We start from the raw sequence: 15,048 nt of genomic DNA on the forward strand, positions 1-15,048 counted from the left end.
TCACTTAAAAGACCATGATATTTAGCGGCGTTAGTTTTTCAAAAAATATTAGTAATATTAGTAATAAAACGTCAACCTGAATGAGCATGATCGCGTTATTGTCGTGGCTTCATTTTTACGTATGCCCAAGCCTTAAGCATTGCACGGGTATCACGTCCATTACAATTCGACATCAAGGATTTTCATGCAAAGATCTTCTGCCGCTATCCTCGCAACCAGCCTTGCAATAAGCCTTACCGTCAGCTTGTCTGCACTGGCATCCCAATCCGCACTTGCCAGCGACTATTTGGCTTTATTTAAAGCAAAAAAATATGATGAAGTGGCGCGTGTCGCCAACGCAAAACTCAGCGTCGAGCCGAATAATGCAGATGCATTAATTGCCAAAGCCAAATTGATTTTAATCGAGGGTAAAGAAAGTCGTTTAGACGAAGCAGCAAAGCTAGCTGAGCAATGTATTAACGCCAATCCAAGCAATTCGGATTGTCAGGAAAGTCTGGGTGAAGTGTTAGGCACCAAGGCCATGCGCGGCGGGATTATGTCAGCGATTGGTTACGCTAGCAAAATACGTGATGCCTTCCAAAAAGCAGTCGAACTTAACCCTCAAAACATAGAGGCACGCAGCTCCTTGATGGAGTACTACATGCAAGCGCCAAGTATCGCTGGTGGCGGCAAAGGCAAAGCTGAAAAACTCATCGCAGAGACAGCCAAAATTAACCCGGCAGCCAGTACCTTAATGCAAGCCAAGCTGGATATCGCAGACGAAAAATTCAGCAAAGCAGAAGCGGCGATCTTGTCAGTTAATACGGCCAACTCCGAAGAACTTAGCGGTATGCAAGCCAACCTGCTACAAAGCCTGGGCAGCAATTATGTGCAGCAGAAAAAATATACGGATGCAAGCCGCGTGTTCCAAGAATCACAACAACGCTTCCCGGATAAGCAAGGCGGCTTTTATGGTATGGCTAGAAATCTGCAAGAGCAAGGCAAACACAAAGAAGCCATCACATTTTTTGAGAAAGCCCTCGCTATTGACGCGCAATCCTATACTTACTATCGCATGGGTCAATGTCTGCAAGCTTTAAGCGACAAAGCCAAAGCGATTGTGACATTTGAAAAAGCATTGAGCTTTAAACCAGAATTACCTAAAAAAATTAAAGAAGATGTTGAGGCACAGTTGAAACTGTTGAAGGGCTAGTATGTTTGAGCCGTAATTTTTCACAAACTTAATACTAAAAAAATCGTTCGTCGCGCTGTAATGCGTGACGAACGATTTTTTTATATCTTAGAACTTATAGCGCAGCACATAAAATTTAGGCATGCAACAACCGAATAAATCGTGGACCAATATACTTGCTCAACAGCCTTGTCTCTATCCCTTAGTCTGACCATATGACAATCATTACCATATCTTTTTTGCCATTTCTCTAAGCATCATTTACAGCGAAAAATTTTTGCTAACTTCAAGCCTAAATTGCTTGTAAATCTCCTATCAAAAATCACTCAAAAAAAATCTGCTAATTCTTCGAAAATAATCATGTAAACGATTTTTTGCTGAATTTAGCGACTAATAAGCACTTAATAACTGTCATTAACGAGTAATAAATCTGTGCATCTTAGAAAATTGTTTTTATTTAACAACGGTTTGCATCAACTTTTATTAAAAAAAACCCCAAATCCTTGACTTGATTTCCTCCTCATCGGTTAATGAGCAATCGTTTGCGCAAGCGATTGCTTTTTCTGATTTGCGAAATTCTTTTTCACGAAAGACAGCACGTAATCTAAAAACAGGCATTTGTTCGTAGAACTTTGGCGTCGACGTTGTTGGAGGAGCTTTAGAGTCAGTTATCGGCTCAGCGATAGGGACAAAGCAGTAAGCCATATTGATGTCGTATTAGTGATGTAAAAAAGTAAAAGATGTAGAACACAAAAATAACAAGAATAGGTCTGCAGCGAAGTATGTTGTCCTTCCCTTCTGACCGTAGCAATCTTGTTGCAGTTTTTTTATTAACTTGCTTCAGATTTACTTAACTTATTCGGTCCAGAACACATCGGACTTATTGATTAGCCATCTCAAGGGAGAAACAACTCGTGCATAACTCTACTAATAATTTCCATCACCGTATCAACTTAAAATCACTCGCTTATCAACTCAGTCTGATCTTCGCTTTAGGTGTGGCGGCAAGCGATAGCGCCTTTGCCTCGTACGCCGATCATCATGAATTTGACGCTACCTTACATGTACCTTTTCGTGCAGATGCCAGTTTGCGTACTGGCAATGAATCACGCTATTTCACAATGGAATTTGAATTTCCGCTGCTACAACAAGAGCAATCCGTTACCTGGCGTCTGGAACTATTAAACCCGGCCGGTAAAGTTGTTGATCGTTGGTACGGTGTAGAAAAACTCCTGAAAAAAACTATCACTACTAAAGTATTGTGGACGGGTCGCCGCTATGGTGCCAGCAGCTTACCTGACGGCTTATACCAAGTACGTTTGACTGCAACATCTAATGATACGACAAGTATTGCATCGTTGGCTTCTGGTAATAGCGCACAAGATAAATTGGTAGAGAGCGTCTTAGCGAAGTCCAAAACCGAAATCGTTACCCAGAACTGGCCTATGCAGGTAGGGACGCTAGTAATGCCATCAATGCCAAATTTTAAGGCATTACCTACCAAGGTAAAAGCTAACGGCACCGTGACCACAAATGCTAAAGCGCTTAGTACAATGGGCTCTGGCGGTACAGTTAGTTCTTTGGCTGTTACGGCACCAAGCAGTTTGCCGTACACCGTCTATTTCGGTAACTTGCATAGTCAGACAAATCATAGCGATGGTGGTGGCGCTCTGAGCTCTTGTACCGGCGCACAAAATCCGCAATCTGCTGCGCTTGGTCCGACCGATGCTTACCAATATGCGTTGAACCGTGGTCTGGATTTTTTGATGACCTCGGAACACAATCATATGTACGACGGGTCTGACAGCACCAATGCTTCTGCTGTACCAGCGACTGCAAAAAATCTATATCAATCTGGACTAACGGCGGCGACCAGCTTCAATTCTGCACATTCAAACTTCTTGGCTATTTATGGTATGGAATGGGGCGTCATTAGCAATGGCGGCCATATGAATATTTTCAATTCCAACGAATTACTGGAATGGGAATATAACAGCAGCAATCAGTTGATTGGCGACACCTACACAGCAAAAAGTGACTATGCCGCGCTGTATACTTTGATGCGTCAACGCGGCTGGATCGGCCAATTTAATCATCCAGCAGCTACAGGCCAGTTCAACGCCGGTGGCGTTGATTTGGGCTATACCGCTGATGGCGATCAGGCGATGGTAATGTGCGAAGTGCTGAACACTTCTGCGTTCTCAACCAATACCACCGAGACCGAAACTAGCCGTAGCAATTACGAAGCGGCCTGTAATAAAGCGTTGGAAGCTGGTTATCACGTTGCCTTCAGCACAGATCAAGATAACCACTGTGCTAACTGGGGTGCTTCTTACACCAACCGCACTGGCGTGTTGCTACCAACCGGAACGACCTTAAACACAGCCAACTTCCTGGCTGCATTAAAGGCGCGCCGTGTGTTTGCGACGATGGATAAAAATTCCCAATTGGTCTTGACTGCCAATGGCCATTTGATGGGCGAGCGCTTTACCAATACCGGTGCGTTAACTCTGGTCACTAACTTTGCCAGCAGCACGGGACGTACTGCTGCAACGGTAGCAATTTACGAGGGTGTGCCTGGACGTAACGGCACGGTCACACAATTGTCCAGCACTGCCACAACGACCATCACACCAGCAGTCGGCGAGCATTTTTACTATGCAAAAATCACTCAGGATGACGGCAATATTTTGTGGTCTGCACCGATGTGGGTAACGCAGTCCACAGGCTCCGGTGGCTCCAGCGATACAACGCCGCCAACAGTTAGTGCGACTGAAAGTGGCACCAGCGGCAATATCACTTTATCCGCCAGCGCCAGCGACAATGTCGGCGTCAGCAAAGTTGAGTTTTATGTCGATAGCGTTCTGAAAGGCACTGCCACCAGTTCGCCATATAGCCTGACGTTAAACTCCACGACACTGAGCAATGCTTCCCATTCATTGGTCGCCAAAGCCTACGATGCGGCGAACAATGTCGGCACTTCCAGCGCAGTCAATTTTACGGTCAGCAATGCGACTAGCGACACCACTCCGCCGACTGTCAGCGCGACCGAGAGCGGTACTAGCGGCACCATCACTTTGTCGGCAACGGCAAGCGATAACGTTGGGGTCACTAAAGTTGAGTTTTATGTCGATAACACTCTCAAAGGCAGCGCCACGACCACACCTTACTCACTGACGCTGAACTCCACTACGCTCAGCAATGCAAGCCATAGCTTAACGGCCAAAGCTTACGATGCCGCCAATAATGTTGGCACATCCTCAGCAGTCAATTTCACCGTTAATAACGCGGCGGCATCGACTCAGTTGATTGTGAACGGTGGATTTGAAAGCGGCGCAAGCTCATGGACAGCAACTAGCGGCGTAGTCAGTTCTGATAGTAGCCAGGCAGCACATGGCGGAACCTATAAAGCGTGGATGGATGGTTATGGTGCCACGCATACGGATTCCATTTATCAGCAAGTCACGATTCCCGCTACCAGCACAACGGCAACGCTGAGCTTCTGGCTGAAAGTCATCTCTGACGAAACGACCACCACCAATGCCTATGACACTCTGCAAGTGCAAATACGTAATAGCAGTGGCACGGTACTCGCAACACTGGCGACTTACTCCAACTTAAATAAAGGCAGTACTTACGTTAACAAAACCTTTGATTTGAGTTCGTATAAAGGTCAGACTATCCGCGTCTACTTCTTAGGCGTAGAAGGCAGCACAGTGGCAACTTCGTTCCTGATTGATGATGTCAGCCTAATTGCGCAATAAAAAAATCGGTTGAAGCTGGCAGTCTCCAGTTTCAACCGATCTATCAATTCAGCAGAATACAATCTAATTCAAAACAATCGCGCCAGTTTGGAATTTCCAAGCTGGCGTTTTTTATTGAAAACCTCTCACTGGTAAATTGGCACCGCGTTGTATCCAGTTCTTAGGAGAGTACACAGTGCGGCCATCGGTAACATGCAGCGTATAAGCATGGCGAGATACCGCAGAGCGGTTCGGTGCGCTGTAATGCGGCAACAAACCATGGAAGCAAACCAGGCTACCCGCTTTGACTTCTAAAGGCACCGCTGTACTATCATCCGGCCAAGGCATCGCGTCTAATTTCTCTACGCTGACGTGATCGCCCTCACGGATAAAACGTTCACGCAAGGGAGTTCTGTGTCCACCCGGTTCTGCCCACAAACAACCGTTTTCTAAAGACGCATCCTCCAGCGCAAACCAGAACGTAGTCACACTGATTGGCGTCGTATCAAAGTAAGTAGCATCTTGATGCCAGCGTACTTCGCCACCAATGCCTGGCTGTTTAAAGATATACATGGATTGCCAAATTTGCGGCTCCACCAGACCTAAATCCTGCGCCACTTGCGCCAACTTGGCATCACGTGAAAAAGCAATAAAAACCGGATCGATATCATGCAAGGCGTGGCCGATTTTGTTGATCGATAAAGATTTATCCTGCTTCAGTTCGCCGTCCGGATCAAATGCCTCTTCCTCAAAAAAGCAGCGCACCTTATCGGCCGAACCTAAAAAATAGTCGTCTGTCGATTTCTCTTGCTCTTGGGTAGTAAAGATGGACTTGCTCTCAGCAGTGTCAAACTGCTCCACAATCAAACCCGCGCGTTCGCGCAGCGCAGCGATCTCGGCAGCAGATTTAAAGTCCGGCACGATCAAATAACCATCCTGAATAAATTGCTCTTTTTGGGCGACGCTCAACATGATACTTTTCCCTCTATGTGTGGCAAACGATGAATTCTCTGCAAGTCAAATCAGATGTTACTAGCTGTATGATACAAAATTATACGCTTGGCAGAATGTTAGCTATTTAAAGAACCGGATCTCACCAAGGTTGGAACAAGCGCTCTAGTTTTATCAGTTATCGTGGCTAATTCCTTAAAACCAGGCAATTTTGTGTAAAATTGTGCCGCTTTGTCGTGCATCAGCTTCGACACTATTATAAGAAAGATATCGAGATGAATGAAGTCCCAATGAATAAAGTCGTCATCAGCGGCACTGGTCTGTTTACTCCATCCCAATCTATCAGTAATGAAGAATTAATCGCTAGTTTCAATGCCTATGTTAATCAATTTAATGCACAAAATGCGACGGCAATTGCCAGCGGTGAAGTAACTGCATTAGAAGAATCCAGCGTCGGCTTTATCGAAAAAGCCTCCGGCATTAAAGCACGCTTTGTCATGGAAAAAGAAGGCGTGCTCGACATCAATCGTATGACGCCGCGCATACCAGAACGCAGTGACGAAGCTCCTTCCATCATGTGCGAAATGGCCGTGATTGCAGCAACACAAGCGTTAGAACGCGCAGGTCGTACTGCCGCCGATGTCGATGCGGTCATTGTCGCTTGCAGTAATTTGCAACGCGCCTACCCTGCTATTGCAGTAGAAGTGCAAAGCGCATTGGGCATTGATGGTTACGGTTTTGATATGAATGTTGCCTGCTCATCTGCCACTTTTGGTATTCAGGCTGCGGTCAGTGCCATACAAAGCGGCCAGGCGCGTGCTGTGCTGGTCGTTAATCCAGAAATCACCAGCGGCCACTTAAACTGGCGCGATCGTGACAGTCATTTTATTTTTGGTGACGCATGTACTGCGATTTTGGTAGAGCGCGCAGATCTGGCAACGTCCGCTGATCAGTTTGAAATCATTGGTCTTAAATTAAAAACCCAGTTCTCCAATAATATCCGTAACAACTTCGGCTTCTTAAACCGTGCGGACGAATCCGGTATTGGCAAACCCGATAAGCTTTTCCGTCAGCAAGGTCGTAAAGTATTTAAAGAAGTTTGTCCGATGGCAGCCGCAACGATTACAGCGACGGTACAAAAAGCGGGGATACAAATCCCTGAAGTACAACGCTTCTGGTTACACCAGGCTAATCTAAATATGAATCTGCTGATCGCCCGCATGATACTTGGACGCGACGCAACGGCGGAAGAATCGCCAACAATTTTGGATACCTATGCGAATACTTCATCGGCAGGCTCCATCATCGCTTTTCACAAGTATCAGGACGATTTGGTCAGTGGCGCAGTCGGTGTGATTTGCTCGTTTGGTGCAGGTTATTCGATCGGTTGCGTCGTCGTTAAAAAGCTCTGATCGTAAGCATCCTTAAAACAAAAAAGCTGCGTTTAGGTCGCAGCTTTTTTTTTAATGGCGTCAATTTTTTTTTAAACTGCCAAGGCTTTTTCTAACAAGGCATGCAGCTCTGTAAAGGACGGTTCTCCGACATAACGCTTAAGAATATTACCTTGCTTGTCGATGATATAGGTCGTTGGCGTTAATTTAACTTCACCAAATGCTTTTGCTAAGGCGCCGTCAATATCTAAAGCTACGTTAAAAGGTAACTGCCGTGTCTCCGTGTAATTGAGCACATAGTTAGGAGGATCGTAGCTCATTGCAACTGCTACAAATTCCAAGCCTTGCACGTGATACTTATTGTAAGTTTCTATCATACGCGGCATCTCAGCGACACAAGTAGTGCAGGAAGTCGCCCAAAAATTGACCATGACGACTTTGCCGCGCAAACTCTGCGCACTAATTTTTTCACCTTTCAGATTTACAAAAGTGACGTCCGGCACAATCGCCTTATTTGACAGTGATTGATAAAACAAGACGCACAGCGTAATTAAAGCTACGCCAGCAATAACGGAAAAAATTCTGAACTTGATCGGGGAAGAAGGCGCCAACATAAGAAACCACCAGAGATGTACACAACAGAGTCGCATTATACGACCGATGCCGTATTATGGTGGCTGACTATCTCTTGCAAATTAATATGCTGACTGAAATAACATTGCAACAACGTAGACGAAAACTAATCAGTAGTTTGTTCACATTACTGATACCCAGCTTTGCCTGGTCAGAAAAGAGTAGCGTCGTCTTGCTGCTGGCGGAAGCAAGCCCTGATCAAAATCCACAAATTCCCGTCAATGATACTTTTCGCAAAACGATGGATTACGTCGAAAAAGAACTCGATGTTAACTTTGAAATACGGCACTATCCATGGAACCGCTTACTCAAAAATCTCAATCAAGGCGAGGGCTTAGCCTTTGGATTATCCAAGACCAAAGAGCGCCTGCGGACATTACACTTCTCTAACCCTGTATATACAAGCTATGTATGGATGATCACCTTAAGCAACAGCGTTTTTCCATACCAATCTATACAAGATTTAAAAGGTAAAAAAATTGGAATAATCCGTGGCTCTAGTTATGGAGATGAATTTGATGCACAAAAAAACAGTGCGTTCACTGTAGATGAAGACACCTACTCAATTACGTCACGATTACAAAAATTAATTAACAAGCGGACCGATGTTATTTTGGTAGGACATCGTAGCGATAACCCGACCAAAATCGAAAGCATCATCAACAACTTAATCCCAAAACTGTCACTAGAATCCGCCTTGCCAGCGGGTGTGAAGTTTGCCGTATTGCGCAAGCCACTGAGTACCGATCACATCCATTTCGCCATTTTAGCGAGCCAGGATAATGGGATCATCAACCGCATTAATACAGTGATCCATAAAGCAAAAAAAACTAGCGCACTGGAATAATCTGTACGCTAGTCTTCTAAGACTCTTTTAATAGCGCAGCAAGCGACTACTTCTTGGCACCAAAAACCAAAAGTAAACCACCAACAACAATCGCACCAATGCCAGCCCAGACTGGTACATTGACGGTTTCTTTTTCTTTTACAGATAATTCAATTGGCCCTACTTTTAACGCTGTGCTGTCTTTGGTATAGCTAAAGCCGCCATAAATTAAACCCAGCACGCCAGCCAGGATTAAAGCGATAGCGACGAATTTGATTGCATTCATTTTTTGCTTTCCTTGATCAGTGAAATCTCAGTTATACCTCAGTTCCACCTCAGTTAAAAATTAACGCCAGAAGGGATTTTCTGGCGGCATTACAAATCTAATGGCGCAGAAATCGTCTTGCCCGACACATGGGTAGTCAGCACAATCGCGGTCGAGGTCGAGCCAAATGCGTTCAGCGCATTGATGATGCGTTGCAGATGTTCGACATCGGTTGCCAGTACCCGCATCACAGCCCCGTCCTCACCCGTTACGGTATAGCAATCAATAATCTCCGGGCAGTCGGCAACGTATTGTGCATAGGGGCGACCTTGCTGAGTCGATAAACGTATCATCGCCGTGATCTGGTAGCCAAGTGCTTTGGGATTGATATCAGCGCGGTAACCACGGATTACCTGGGCGCTTTCCAGCCGTTTGATGCGTTCGGACACAGCCGGTTGGCTCAGATGGATTTGACGACCAATTTCTGCGTGCGTCATGCGGGCATCTTGCTGCAAGAGCTGTAGAATTTTTTGGTCAAAGTTATCGATTTTTTGGGTCACGATTTTTGAGTCACGAATTTTTGGTCACGATTTTCTGGTTACTTAATGATCGTCAGCGCTTGCCACAGGTTTGATAGGTGTCTGCCATGATATTCAAGCCAATCCATTGCAATCGCCCTATTTTGCTGATGGAATGCTCTTTAAAAGAGTGTGCTTACTTGTTACAGTGTAAATCAAATTTACCTAATCTTTTAAAGAAAATACTATGATTTCTCATCAGCAGATCGCCCGCATTGCGCAACAATTCCAGACTCCTTGCTGGGCTTATGACGCTAACATCATTCGCCAGCAAATCGCCCGTTTGCGCCAGTTTGATGTCATCCGTTTTGCGCAAAAAGCCTCAAGCAATATTCATCTTCTGAGCCTGATGCGGGAAGAAGGCGTCATGGTTGATGCAGTCTCGCTAGGGGAAGTAGAGCGGGCGCTGGCCGCTGGCTATGTTCCAGATGCGCAAGCAAAGCATGCGCCCATCGTTTTTACCGCTGATTTACTGGACAAGCATGCCTTAAAGCGTGTGGTAGAGCTGAACATCCCGGTCAATTGCGGCTCACCTCAAATGCTGGAGCAGTTAGGGCAAGCCCATCCCGGTCATGCGGTCTGGTTGCGGATTAACCCTGGCTTTGGTCATGGCCACAGCCGCAAAACCAATACCGGTGGCGAACAAAGCAAACACGGTATCTGGTATGAGCATCTGGCAGAGAGCCTGGCACTGATCGCGCACTATAAACTAACGCTGGTTGGCTTGCATATGCATATTGGCTCTGGCGTGGATTACGATCATTTGCAAAGCGTCTGCGATGCGATGATTGCTCAGGTTAAAACTTGTGCTTGCGATATGTCGGCCATCTCCATTGGCGGTGGATTATCTATTCCTTACCGTGATGGTGAAGCGGTGGTAGATACCGATCATTACTTCCAGATTTGGGCGAAAGCGCGCGAGCAAATTGAGGCGCATCTGGGTCACGGCATCAGCATGGAAATTGAGCCCGGGCGTTTTTTGGTCGCACAATCAGGCATCCTGATCTCTGAACTGCGTGCGCAAAAACAAGTCGGCAATAACTTCTTCGCCTTAGTTGATGCAGGCTTTAACGATCTGGCACGTCCCGCGATGTATGGCAGCTACCACCGTATCAGCGCCCACGCTGCGGATGGCACGCCACGCACGATGGACTTAAAAGCCACTGTCGTTGCTGGCCCACTATGTGAATCCGGCGATGTATTCACCCAAGAAGATGGCGGCGTCGTCACTACCCAAGATTTGCCTGCATGTGAGATCGGCGATTTGCTGGTATTCCATGACACTGGCGCTTATGGTGCCAGCATGTCATCCAACTACAATAGCCGCCCGCTGATACCCGAAGTATTGGTCGATGGCGACCAGATCAAGCAGATTCGTCGTCGCCAGACAGTGCAGGAGCTGATTGCGCTGGAACAAATTTGATCGTTTTTCTGAAAATAATTTATCAAATTCAATTAAATTAAATTAAATTTAGATCGTCCAATGATAATGCGGCTTCTGGAAGCTTTTCATGCCAGAAGCCGCATTATCATTGGACCTTTAATTTTGGAGGAGCTTCTACTTATTAAACACCAGTTTCAATTCATCACAAAGCCAACATCGGCAAGCAAAACCAAAACCTCGTGCCCTCGCCCTCGATACTGTCAAAACCTATCCTGCCGCCCATTTTTTCTATCAAGGTTTTGCTGATGTGCAAGCCCAGACCTGTACCGCCTTGGTTGCGGGTGCTGCTGTTATCGGCCTGCGCAAACTGGCCAAAAATCTTTGGTTTGAATAGTTCAGGAATACCGCAGCCTTGATCAATCACTTGCACCCGATAAGCACCGTCATGCAAATCAATCATGATCTTGATCGCCATCTGCGCCGAAGAGAATTTGATCGCATTAGAAATTAAATTGGCAAATACTTGCAGCAAGCGTCCGGCGTCGGCATCGACCATTGCCGCCGGTAAGTCGCTATTAAAATCAATGCTCACCTGAAACTCATCGGCATAGGCCTGATTGGCTTCTATCGACTGCTGCGCGAGCAATATCAAGTCGTGCCTTTGCAGATTCAGGATCAAAGCGCCCGCCGACAATTTGTTCATATCCAGAATATCATTGACCAAGGCCAGCAAGCGTTTGCTATTGCGGTGCGCCACTTTGATGAGCTGTTCTGCCTTTTCTGGCAATGCGCCGATGACGCCAGATTCCAGCAAACTTAAAGACCCGCGTATCGACGTCAGCGGTGTGCGTAATTCATGGCTCACCATAGAAATGAATTCAGTTTTAATCGTATCCATCATGCGACTCTCCGTCACATCCTGAAAAGTCCCTATCATGCGTACCGCTTGCTGATTTTCATACACGACTTCGCCGACAGAGCGACACCAGATCGCACGGTTTTTTGCTGTGGTGAGCGGGAATTCAATTTCAAAACCATTCCCGCTATCAATTGCTTTTTGGATTGCCTCTTGGACGATGGGGCGAACATGGGGTAAATAGAAATTAATCGCTTGTTCTAGTGTCGGCTGGAATCCCGGCTCTGTGTCATGAATCAAACACGTCTGATCAGACCAGGTCACTTCTGATGTAAGCAGATTAACGCCCCAGGCACCGACGCCTGCCAGACGCGCCGCAGATTGCAGCAAGGCTTCGCTGCTACGAATTTTTTGTTCATTTTCCCGACGCTCGGTGATGTCGGTTTGGATCGCAATAAAGTGACTTAGCTGGTTGGCCTGATCAAACACGGGTTGCATATTCAGACTGATCCAATACGCCTTCCCTTGCTTGTTGTAATGCAAAATCTCCGTCTTGCATTCGACCGCTTGCGCCAGGCAAGTCATGATGTAATCCACGGTGGCGCGGTCTGTGCCAGGCCCATGCAAAATGCGGTTAGGCTTTTGCCCCATCATTTCGTGCAGGCTGTAGCCCGACATCTTGGTAAAAGTCGTGTTGACCCACTCAGCCTCGCCTCGTGCATTGTTAATAATCACGCCATTATCGGTGTAGCGTGCGACCAAGGATAATTGTTCAAACTGACGGGCGATGGTGTTGAGGCGGGCTGCGCTATCTTCGGCAAGCGCCAGTTTTTTGACTAACACATTGGCTTGTAATTCTACTTCGACCAACTGTGCCAGAGTGCGTAAGCTCTCTTCATCGGCGCTGTCGAAATCCCGTGGCTGGCTATGCACCAAACATAGACTGCCAATCCGAAAACCGTTCGGACTACGCAAAGGCTGGCCTGCATAAAAACGAATATAGGGTTCGCCGGTAACGGCAGGATTGTCGCTAAACCGAGGGTCGGTCAAAGTATCACGCACAACCAGCGGCTGAGCATTCAGAATAGTATGGCCGCAGAACGAAGTGTTGCGAGGCGCTTCTTGTACGTCTAGCCCAACGGTAGATTTGATCCACACGCGGTCTTGATCTACCAGGTTAATCATCGCTATTTCTACCCTGAACAGGCGTTGCGCCAACAAGGTAAGCCGATCAAAACGATACTCTTTTGGCGTATCCAATACACATAAATCCCGCAGCTCTTGCAAGCGATCTGCATCGTTACTCGGGATTGGTGCTTCTAGCATGCAAGCTCCTGGATGAATGCCACGAAATCTATTTGTGGCCGGAGCTTAGAGCATACTCTGAGTGCCGTTTGTATGCTTCACATGCAGGCTGTTCTGAACTGCATTCAACGCCTAAGAGACAATTTTTTACAAAAAAATTCAATTAGTTGATAGATAAAAAACAAAATCCTTTGTCTATACATTCTGCGGCTTACCAAGCATTTTCATGCTGGAGACCTCATTCTGATTGGACATCTGTTTTTGACGTTTTATTTTAAGCAATCACTACTTCGATAAGCTGCGGCTTAATGACCAGCTAAAACTATTCCCGCCGAGCGCAAGATTACCCTGGCATTGTTTAAAAGCCTCGATAAAAGCATCGGTGTGTTCACTGGCATGATCGATGGTCTGGGTAAACGCCAGTGCTCTGATGACGCCGGGCGCGTTGGTAGTTAAAGTGGACGTCATCGTAGCGACAACCTGCTCTTTATCAACCAGCTCAGCAGCACAATCAAAGACAGCATCATCGGTAGATTCAAACGTGACGCTTAACTGGTAAGGGCCATCACCTATGGTTTTTGCCAACGCAGTTGGAGTAGAAGTTGATGCCGCAGAAGAACATGCTGACAAGAAAAAAACAGCGCAGGCAACAGCCAAAATCGTGGGGACAAAATACTTAATGACAGAACGAGACATGAATGATTTTTACAAAAACAAATAACACCAGACGGTAGTGTGGAGCGGCATTCTACCAAGCTATGCGGCGATATCCTGAAATTGCATGTAATTCAGTGTAATTCGATATTTTGCAATCTATTATGAAATCGAGCTCAGTACAAAAAATGTACGGCAAATAAAGTTGAAAGATTTCTCTTATTTCCAGCTGCCTAGCGAAAACGACTAGGTAAGATAGATATCAAGATTGCTAAGTTAATTTATAAAATGCAAACCAATAGAGTTATTAATTTTCACGCACATATCATGTTGTGTAAGATTAGACCTTGTTTTCGAAAAGCAGATTTCCAATTTGCTTCCGATCATTTATAACGAATTTTTTAAGGCCCTCAGATGTTCTTTTAAAGTAAAACTGTTACCTTAAAAAATTAATCCTTCCCAGAGAAAATAAGATGCGTGACCGTTTTTTGAACCTAAGATTGCTTGCACATGTATTCCCAACGGTGCTTCTTTGCGCTGTTTCTGGGTGTGCAACATATCAAGAAAATCCAACTCAGACAATTAATCTAGACCAAAAGCTGTCGCTTTTCTTAGATATCAAAAATGATGAAAATAAAACTTATAACGAGTCAAATATAGACCCGTTAATCATTAGTTTTTTTCGGCTGAACGGGAAACTCACGGGGAATTTTGACTCCGAGAAAAGCCATTTTTTTGAAGTAAGTCCAAATACTGAATTCGGTATAAATTGGCGTGAAATATTTGCTACTTTCTCTAATGGGATAAAGGATTTTTCAAATAATCCACCTTCAAGTCTTTACATGTTTCCAAAGGATGCAAAATTTGCACGGGTAGGAATACTCACATACAATAAATTTCTATATGAAAATAATTTTAAGCGTGACATCGGAGACACTTCCTTTACTGACTTAGTTAGCGGAGATGAATTGATTGTAATTGTCGTCGATAAACAGTGCGATATCATCGGAGAATTCAAAGATGAAAAAGAGCTAGCGTTGTTTGACGTACATATCCCAAATGCTGGAATACATTTTCTTAGAGTGCATCGCTCATCGGTTGGAATTCCTACCGTAAAACTAGCATCTGAAAAAATATTGCCAAGACTTATTGTCACTCCATATGAAAGTTATTTTTCTTGGATCAGAAGTAACCCTCGCAGCATGGGTATGGATCGAAAAATACCCCAAATCTCTGACTAATTTAGCACTCACACGGACTAACTAGATATAGCTCCGACTGAAGATGACTA

The 15,048-nt window shown here is 45.5% G+C and carries 12 protein-coding genes; 6 read left to right on the top strand and 6 right to left on the bottom strand.

Features of this window, described 5'->3' with window-relative positions; translation table 11 throughout:
* Window positions 1-184: 184 nt before the first annotated feature.
* Together RGU72_RS13830 and RGU72_RS13835 are read left to right on the top strand one after the other, a co-directional pair.
* Window positions 185-1,192 (top strand): tetratricopeptide repeat protein, encoded by a 1,008-nt coding sequence (locus RGU72_RS13830; RefSeq protein ID WP_322120279.1) that lies wholly within the window; start codon window positions 185-187, stop codon window positions 1,190-1,192.
* A gap of 1,100 nt (window positions 1,193-2,292) precedes the next feature.
* Window positions 2,293-4,935 carry an Ig-like domain-containing protein gene (locus RGU72_RS13835; RefSeq protein WP_322121644.1) on the top strand — a complete coding sequence of 881 codons (2,643 nt, stop codon included), beginning with the start codon at window positions 2,293-2,295 and terminating at the stop codon, window positions 4,933-4,935.
* 111 nt (window positions 4,936-5,046) lie between these two features.
* On the opposite strand, the gene RGU72_RS13840 is transcribed toward RGU72_RS13835, so the two are convergent.
* A complete protein-coding gene (locus tag RGU72_RS13840) occupies window positions 5,047-5,886 on the bottom strand; it encodes a phytanoyl-CoA dioxygenase family protein (RefSeq protein WP_322120280.1) in 840 nt (279 codons plus the stop codon).
* 269 nt (window positions 5,887-6,155) lie between these two features.
* On the opposite strand from RGU72_RS13840, the gene RGU72_RS13845 reads away from it, so the two are divergent.
* A complete protein-coding gene (locus RGU72_RS13845) occupies window positions 6,156-7,277 on the top strand; it encodes a beta-ketoacyl-ACP synthase III (protein ID WP_322121645.1) in 1,122 nt (373 codons plus the stop codon).
* Window positions 7,278-7,348: 71 nt separating this feature from the next.
* Here the strand turns inward: RGU72_RS13845 and RGU72_RS13850 are convergent, their stop codons facing one another.
* Window positions 7,349-7,870 (bottom strand): TlpA disulfide reductase family protein, encoded by a 522-nt coding sequence (locus tag RGU72_RS13850; RefSeq protein WP_322120281.1) that lies wholly within the window; start codon window positions 7,868-7,870, stop codon window positions 7,349-7,351.
* Window positions 7,871-7,956: 86 nt separating this feature from the next.
* Here RGU72_RS13850 and RGU72_RS13855 point away from each other — a divergent pair, with 86 nt between their 5' ends.
* The gene (locus RGU72_RS13855; RefSeq protein WP_322120282.1) at window positions 7,957-8,736 is read left to right on the top strand and encodes a substrate-binding periplasmic protein; all 780 of its coding nucleotides are present in this window, start codon (window positions 7,957-7,959) and stop codon (window positions 8,734-8,736) included.
* A gap of 46 nt (window positions 8,737-8,782) precedes the next feature.
* On the opposite strand, the gene RGU72_RS13860 is transcribed toward RGU72_RS13855, so the two are convergent.
* Together RGU72_RS13860 and RGU72_RS13865 are read right to left on the bottom strand one after the other, a co-directional pair.
* Complete coding sequence (locus RGU72_RS13860) at window positions 8,783-9,001, bottom strand: hypothetical protein (RefSeq protein ID WP_322120283.1); 219 nt, start codon at window positions 8,999-9,001, stop codon at window positions 8,783-8,785.
* 89 nt (window positions 9,002-9,090) lie between these two features.
* Window positions 9,091-9,540, bottom strand: a complete 450-nt coding sequence (locus RGU72_RS13865) for an Lrp/AsnC family transcriptional regulator (RefSeq protein ID WP_322120284.1) — start codon at window positions 9,538-9,540, stop codon at window positions 9,091-9,093.
* A 205-nt stretch (window positions 9,541-9,745) separates the two neighbouring features.
* Between RGU72_RS13865 and lysA the strand changes: the two genes are divergently transcribed.
* Window positions 9,746-10,981 carry a diaminopimelate decarboxylase gene (lysA, locus tag RGU72_RS13870; protein WP_322120285.1) on the top strand — a complete coding sequence of 412 codons (1,236 nt, stop codon included), beginning with the start codon at window positions 9,746-9,748 and terminating at the stop codon, window positions 10,979-10,981.
* 163 nt (window positions 10,982-11,144) lie between these two features.
* On the opposite strand, the gene RGU72_RS13875 is transcribed toward lysA, so the two are convergent.
* Window positions 11,145-13,124 carry an ATP-binding protein gene (locus RGU72_RS13875; protein ID WP_322120286.1) on the bottom strand — a complete coding sequence of 660 codons (1,980 nt, stop codon included), beginning with the start codon at window positions 13,122-13,124 and terminating at the stop codon, window positions 11,145-11,147.
* A gap of 264 nt (window positions 13,125-13,388) precedes the next feature.
* Window positions 13,389-13,799: a hypothetical protein gene (locus tag RGU72_RS13880; protein ID WP_322120287.1), complete on the bottom strand. Its 411-nt coding sequence runs from the start codon at window positions 13,797-13,799 to the stop codon at window positions 13,389-13,391.
* A gap of 431 nt (window positions 13,800-14,230) precedes the next feature.
* On the opposite strand from RGU72_RS13880, the gene RGU72_RS13885 reads away from it, so the two are divergent.
* Window positions 14,231-14,998, top strand: coding sequence for a hypothetical protein (locus tag RGU72_RS13885; RefSeq protein ID WP_322120288.1), 768 nt, complete (start codon window positions 14,231-14,233; stop codon window positions 14,996-14,998).
* Window positions 14,999-15,048: the final 50 nt, after the last annotated feature.

Source organism: Undibacterium sp. 5I1 (assembly GCF_034314085.1).
Lineage (GTDB): Bacteria > Pseudomonadota > Gammaproteobacteria > Burkholderiales > Burkholderiaceae_D > Undibacterium.